General features: G+C 51.6%; 2 protein-coding genes. Both read left to right on the forward strand.

What is annotated here, in order from left to right; all coding sequences use genetic code 11:
* The coding region (locus HRU10_14450) for an autotransporter-associated beta strand repeat-containing protein (GenBank protein ID NRA28432.1) at nt 1-7,584 on the forward strand (7,584 nt) is incomplete at its 5' end.
* Nucleotides 7,585-7,603: 19 nt separating this feature from the next.
* On the forward strand, nt 7,604-8,096 hold a 493-nt coding region (locus tag HRU10_14455; protein NRA28433.1), incomplete at its 3' end, for a hypothetical protein.

Genomic DNA, 8,096 nt, shown 5'->3' on the forward strand with positions numbered 1-8,096 from the left:
GGACTGTGGAGTGATCCGGCGATCTGGAGTGGCGACGGCGTTCCTATTAACCCGACTTACATGGACGGTGGGGAAGAATTTATTGAATTTTTTGATGCTAGAATCAATGTCGGGCATGTCATTCGGCCCAATATTGGTGCGAGTGTTTATGATTTAATAATAGATGGGGAAATAGCGTTTAATCCCGAAGACACCCTCAGGGCTTGGGGCGCGTTTGAATTGAATGGAATTATTCGTGCACCAACGGAAAGCGATACATTGGCTAGCCTCTATGTCATCACAGATTTCGGGCGTTATAAGATCCTTAATGAGGCTTTAATACTTAGTGAAACAGATGGGATCATGACCTCGCCAAGGTTTATAGATGGGGGCTCGATCATAACCGATACTGGAAATCTGTTTATGAGCGTGCTGTTCACGACAGAATTCCCTCTGTCAAATCCAGATCCAGAAGCCTTTCCCTTCAGAATCGATAACGCTTCTTTACTGGCTAGTAATGGTGGAGATTTCGAATTGGAGGCCCTCTTACTCGACATTGGGAGCACGACAGAGATTTCAATCACAGGGGGCTCTTCGGTTAAACTGAGTGGATCTGGTAATGATATATTCACCGATAATCTCTACGTGAATACGCATGGCATTAGTAATGCGTATAACGTTGACGTTTTAAACTTCGATACCTCAGACATTCTGTTCGGTGATAGCCGTGATAATCATTTATTTGTGAATGGCTTTTTGGACGTAAACTGGAACACCGGCGGATTGTTATTGGACCGGGGTAAGATCACGATAGCCGGCCGATCTCATAAGAATAGCCCCACTCCTAAGATTGGAAACTCAGAATTCTTCTATGCGGGTGACACGCTAGGTGCGCTTACTGCTAGTGCCGAGTTGATCATTGAGAATTTCGAGCTGTATGAGTTTGCGAACGATCTTCAGATGCGTGCTGAGCAGGGCGGGGATTTTAGGATTTCCGGAAATGGGGCAGATTCGAGTGAGTTTGTTATATTGAATAGTATGACCCTCATGGCCCAAGGCGAGGATTCATCTGCGACTTTTTCGACGTTTGGAGGTTACGACGTAGATACTCCGTTGATTGCCTCGAACGATAGTTTAATTAAATTTTCTGGTCTCACAGTTGCCAGCACAGATTATCTCGAAAATGCTGACCAGAGGAACGTTTTCAGGGGCGATTTGACCGCTACGAGTGACGGAACTATTACCTTAGAACGAAGGCTTCGAGGTTTTACAATCGACGGTGAAGTTTATGCAACCGATGGCGGCAATATTTACCTCGGAACCAGTAATTCTAACATCGCGATGGGACGAGTGGTTCTAAATAACAATATCCTGGCAGAGAAGGATCCGGTGTCAGGTAGGTCGGGATTAATCAGCGTTGAACTCAGCACGAGCCAGGCAAATAACCCAGTTTTCACCGGGGATGAAATACGCGCGAGCGGTCAATTCTCTAGGGTACGTTTTGAGAATGCGGATATCTTTGAGCTGCCCGCTGGAAGTGCGATCAATGCTGAGATGGGAGGCCAGGTGTCCTTTGAGGTGCAAACGCGCACTGGTATTTTTGGCGTGGGAGATGACCCGATTTGGCCCACATTTAATATAAATGGACCTATTAATATTAATGGGTATCGTCCAATCGGTTCGGATCCGGCCAGCCCGTCCTCAATTACCGACGCAGTGGCAAGATCTACATCAGTATCCATTGGGCTAAACAACAGGGGCTATCACACCGTGAATGTGGGGAGCGCGGCTGCCCCCAATCTCTTCGTTAATGAAGGCGGGACCCTATCCTTTTATGGTGATGATCAGGTTGGTTCTTCAATTAGCTTTCCTGCGGCTAACATCGGAGCTACGGGCTCTACGTCGATAATCACTGTAAGCAGTTTTGAAGATACCACCTTCGGCAGTAGCAATCCACTCATCGCCCAAGATGGGGGTAAAGTGAATTTTACGGGTATCGACACCTTAGAAAGTGAGCTGACGATTGATTCTTCAGCGATCATTACCGCCGACGGAAGCGGGTCGCGCATTTGGTTTCGAGACTATGGTGTCAATCAGGTCGATATCGCCCTACTGGCGGAAAATGGAGCAGACATCTTATTTTATGGCATCAATAATCGAAACTCAGATCCACTCGCGAGGAACATTTTCGAAAACACCCTCACAGCCCGAGGGTCAAGCAGTCGACTGGGCGTATTCTCGATGGGAGGGCTTACAATTCGAGGCAGTGTGTATGCTCAGGATCGCGGTGATATAGACTTTGGGGGCATTTCAAACTCCTCATTGTTTCGTGGAGTGACTATCGAAGGAGACTTAAACGCGACTGGTGGCGGTACCATTTATGTCGATGGCACAATTGCCGGGGTGGACAGTGCTGGAGATAGCTATGAAGGGCTGACAATCGAGGGTGATATGTCCGCTGGCGGCTCGGGCAGCATTATTACAGTAGGGTCTTTTAGTAATACCGTTGATGACGGCCAGATGTTCTTCGATGGGGACATCACCGCTACCAATGGTGGGCGCGTAAACATCAATGCGATAGAAAGGTTTAATGCTACTACTGAGCTTATAACCTTCAGTGGTGATATTATCTCAGCTGCTGGAGCTTCTGGTAGCACAAAGGCACAAGTCTATTTTCGGGGTGCAGACGCAATCACGCTCAACGCTCATAATACCATATCAGCCGGGGATGGCGGGCTGGTCATGTTTAGGTCGGCTCCTTACAATGATGATGCTTTCATCACACGGCTCTCTTTGAACAACGCTGTTTCTTTGAGTGCTGGTGGCGAGATCCGTTTTGGCCAAGCTGGGAGTTCATCAGACACAGGATATCGTCGAATCGAATTGAGCACCCTGACCAGCACTGCGCTCGTCAATAGCACCGGCGGCCATCTCATGTTTGGCGGTGATTACGATGGCAGTGTGCTAGTCTTTCCTGAAAACGTTGCCACTCCAATCACCTTCACCCACGCCGACGGTAAGCTGACCATCGACGCCTTCGAGGACATCGTAATCAATGAGCACATACCCATAACGGTGACATCGGGTGCCAAGGTAGTTCTTTCGGGCTCGGAGACGATAAATAGCTCACTGTTGTTCGATCCCGAATCGAGCGTAGATGTCTCGGGTGGGGGTTCGTTGATCGATATAGACGAGTACGGTGACGTTTCTTTTGAAGGGCCATTGCAGATATCATCGGGGGGTCAGGTGAGTTTAGATGGTGAAAATATGGGTGCCCTCCTAAGCTTTGATGATACGGCCACGATTTCGGTTACGGGAGATGATAGTCTCTTTGAGAGTAAACGTTACCTGAATACATCCTCTACTGGGTTTTTCGACATAACCCAGGCAGGTGAGGTGTCCCTGAAGGATGGAAGCTACAATATCGCGGGTGCTATCACAGTAGATGGCGAAGGGTCTCTCTTCGAGGTCAACGACGCAGTTCTATTAGAATTATCTAATAACACGTTTTCCGTTAAAAACCAGGGAGCCATCGTATTCGCGGGAACGAATGCTCTGTCCTCACAAATGAACCTTCTCGGATCTACCGAGACCGTGGTCCAAGACGGGGGAAGTCTGACTATTAAAGAGTTTGGTGACGTAGATCTCCCCGGTGGGTTTCGTAGTGAGGGCGGGAGCGAGATCATCATTTCTGGCATCAGCACTGGTGGTTCGGATATTAACATACCCGGCAGCTTGGTCTCCGATGGCGCAGGCAGCAGTATCCTTGTCCAGAACTGGCAACTAGTGACCGTGCCAAACAGCGCAACGATCAGCGCCGATGGAGCGGAAGCTTCAGTAAACTTTGAAGGCATTCGTGAGATGGACCTCAACGTCGCTGTGCTATCAGTCAACAATGCGGGTTCCATCCTCTTCGACGGCGACGCTAATGCGGCGTCGCTCCTATCCATAAATAGTGATGTCAGAGCAGCGGGCAGCGGGATTATGAATTTCAAAGACTTTAGCGAAGTGACTGTAAACGCTGATGTGCGTGCTGAAGGAGGGGCTCTCGTCAATTTCCAAGGCGGGGGCAATAGCACCGTTACCCAGGAAGTATCTGTAACCGGCGAGGGAAGTTTTACCGTGGCAGAAGGGGGCCAAATCTCCTTTAACCCAGAGACGATTGGGCAGCGGCTGGAGTCTGCTGTTGGTTCGCTGCCGATTCGGTTCTTTAGCGAAGTCGACGTGTCGGGACAGGGTGGCGGCGTGTTTCAAGTTACTGGGGTTAGCAGCAACGAACTCTTTGTTGATTCGGACATTTACATGACCGGAGGGTCGGGTCTCATCGAAGTCGACGGCAGAGTAGAATTTAATAATAAAACCGTGACCGCTGATGGTGTAACAAACCTCATCGACGCAACAACTTCAACCACTGGCTTGCGCAATGGTAGCCTGAGAGCTCTCAATGGAGCTGGTATTTTGGTAAATAATTCAGATGTTTACGATAACATGTCGTTGGTGTGGGATGCGGACTCCTTTGTTCGGGTGAATACCTATCTCGATTTTAACCATCCCAATTTAGTGCCTGGAGATAGCTCGCTGAGCCTACTCGAAAAGCGTAACTACGGTACGATCTTTTTGGATCGCGCCGCAGTATTGGAATTTGATGATCTGGACAATTGGGCCCTCGCCGGAGGAGGTGCTATTGTCATGGACAGTTCGTCTGTAATACGCGCGGTAGATGCAGAAGAGACGTTTCCTGGTTCAGAAGAGTATTTGCCCCAGAAGAGTTGGTATAATGTGGACCAGTATATCTCAGGAGAAGGACATATACACAACTCAACGGAGAACCAGTCTTTAGGCACCATCGAATCCAACATTTCTTCGATTACGATCCGAGCAGATGGGATCGCAGAAGACACATTCTTCAATGCAGGGCGCTTGCTTGCATCAGGCGCAGCCATACTGGATATCCAGGGTGAGGGCTACGCATCCTTGTTAAACTCGGGCGAGATCACGACCACTTCGACCCATCAGTCTCAACCGAACACACCTTCAGGCAGAGGTGTGGAACTCCCTCAAACGGTGGTGCAAGAACTCGGAGGCTATGCGCGCGCACTTGGAGATGGGGTACTATGGGATTTAGACTTGAGCGATGGATTACTCTCCGGAGGGCGGTTGATCGCTGAAGACGGAGCAGTCATCATTCTTGGCGGTCGTGATCTCCTGTCTGTCACACTCAACTCATCAGCGGCTTCAGGAGGAGGTGGAGGCTTTTTCGAAGGAACAAATATAGGAGGCTCAGGAGTGAGCGCATTGAGTAACCTTTCTGATACGCGTTTGGAGGATGGCGTGGTGCGCCTCACTGGAAATCAAGATATCTTCCTAACGGACTTGCCGGATTCTGAAGCCCTCACGATTGCTACCGGGGGCTTGTTCCAATTTATCGGTTCAGGCACCGCGTTCATTTATGGCGCGGGACCTGGCGGAGAAGATGATGCCACGATCCGAATCGGCGGCGGTACATTCCAGGGAACAGACTCTGCGTTCACTCCGGTCGGTGCACGCCTGCTCGGCGATAGCGGGACCTTAGATATCTTTAATCCAAATTACCTCAATGATGACCCCAGGCTCAGTTTTGCCGGAGAGGTAGTCTTAGGTCCCGGCATGATCACGCAAATGCTCGCCTTCAATCCGAATACACGAGGCATCTTGCGTGGAGGCCTAGGAGGTGTCAGCACCACACAGTCTCAACTCGGCGGCTCGCTCGCACTCGCCTTTGACAGCAATTACAATCCCTTTGCAGACGGCATCAACTCACGGTTAATCCTCTTCGAGGATGATAACGGAGTGACCGGTAACTGGACTGGATTTGAGAACGGATCGATTTACTCAGCTACCCTGCCATTTTTAGGTATCGATCAAGATTTTGATTTCAGAGTAGTACAAGATGCTACGAGCGTTGCTTTGGAGATCGAGATAGCACGTATTTACCTCGACACAAATGCTGCTGCTGCCTCATTCGGCGATTGGTCCTCAGCGTCACCCTCTTGGAGAGGCGACTCCCTCGTCGCAAACTGGACGATCTCTCCACTGGGAAACATCGCTACCTTTAGCTGGTCCGAACTGGGGGGTGGTGTGGATGTCGATGCCGTGCTCGTAGCAAGTTCTCAGGTAAACGACGCCATTATTAATATAGGACCCCAAGCCATCCAGTTTGCGGGTAAAGAACTCATCGTCGAAGGCCGCAGCGGCGGTTCCCTCACACTGGACGGTGTGCGCATTAATTTCGCTGGGGGCGGAATTGCGATCGAACATCCAGACCAAATACTAGACTACCAAAACGGTGAACTTGAGGGGGATCTCTATAAACGAGGCCCGGGCACATTGAGGGTTTCTTCCGTCATCGGCCATAATTCCTCCGTCAGTGTGCAGGAAGGTGCATTTCAGCTCTCGACCCGACAGGTGAGATCTGGCTTCCAGCTCGCTCTAGACGACAGCTCGGCACGCCTAAACTTGGATGCATCCGCAGACTTCTACGTCGATTCCCTCAGCGGTGTCACAGGTAGCCAGATTCAAGCGGTGAATGGCCATGCTGCCAATCTTCGCGTGCGTCCGAGAGCGACCCAACCCAGTGCATACTCCGGAACCTTGAGAGACGGCAGCGGTACTCTGAGCCTTGAAATCAACTCACTCGATAACAGCACTGCCCGCTTCACCATGGACCAAAGTGGTTCCGATTTCTCCGGCGAAACACGCATCACCCGTGGTACGCTGGCGCTCGAAAACAACTTTGTCCTCTCTCCCAACTCCAGACTTAATATTACTAGCAACGGCATTGTCGAAGCCGATGGCAACCAACGCGTGGCAGGGCTGACCGGTGCAGGACGCTACAGTGGATCGGGCACACTCGAAGTCTTGAACAATTCAACCGATGACACTTTCTCCGGTATCCTAGAAAATTTCAACGCCGGCACCGGCTCCCTGCGTAAGAGCGGGTCGAACCGCCTGACCCTCACTGGTAATGCCAATACCTACAGCGGCACCACCTTTATTGGCTCGGGCGAGCTCGCGATCACCGGTGCCCATACCGGCGGAAACCGCTACCAGATCGAAAACGGCGGACGCCTCCTGGGCGAGGGTGGAGTGATCACTTTGGCTTCGGGCATTGGCAACGGCCTCCAAGTTCAGAACGGCGGCACCTTCTCCTATGCCTCTACCTTCGACATCAACGGCAAAAACGTCCGCTTCGACGCCGGATCGATCCTCTCCATCAAAGAATTTAATAGCCCAGCTGCCGCCACGCGTATCGGCACCGCCGACTTCCGCAACGTCGACAGCTTCGACATCGCCGACGTCAGCACCGGTGGCCTCCGCTTCGACCTCAACGTCGACTCCGGTGTTTTCAGCAACGACCGCGTCAACATCGAAAGCTCCGCTTCCGGCACCCTTCAAATTGGCGACCTAGGCCTCGACCAGTTCCAACTCACGCTCAACTCGGATGTCACCGGCCAGACCGGCACCTTTACCCTTTTCGATTCCGACCACACCATCGACGGTCAAATCGACCTCGATAACGACGTTATCGCCACACCAGACACTGTGCCTGCGCCTCGGTCTGGCTGATGCCGACAGTGATGTGGTCTTGAACCTGGAAGCGCCCAATACCCGCTACCAGCTCGTCCTTGAGCAAACCGGCGGACTCTCCGATGGGACTACCTTCGCGCAGGGCCAGTTCCTAAATCGGAATGTCACCGATCTCTCCTTTGCGACCATCAACGACTTCGGCTTCATCGGTGCCTCCTCGACTGCCGGAGGCCTTGAGACCCTCTGGCTGGCCCGTGCCACCGGGGACGCCAACACCTACCTGAACATTCTTTATCACAGCGATGCCGGGGACGCCGCGCTCGGCCAAGCCAACAGCGAGCTGGGACAGGTCTTGGTGTTGGATGAAACATCGGGCAATCTAACGCTGGGTAACCTCGACGGCTCTGGCTTGCTCAACCTCGGTCCTGGCCAAGTGGGCAATATCATCAACGCAAACGCTACCGTATCCATCAACGGCACGCCATACCCCGTGCTCTACAGTCGTAGTGTGGATGCAGAAGACGCCACGGAACAAAGCAACGGCCCGTGGG

Source organism: Opitutales bacterium (genome assembly GCA_013215165.1).
GTDB lineage: Bacteria > Verrucomicrobiota > Verrucomicrobiia > Opitutales > JABSRG01 > JABSRG01.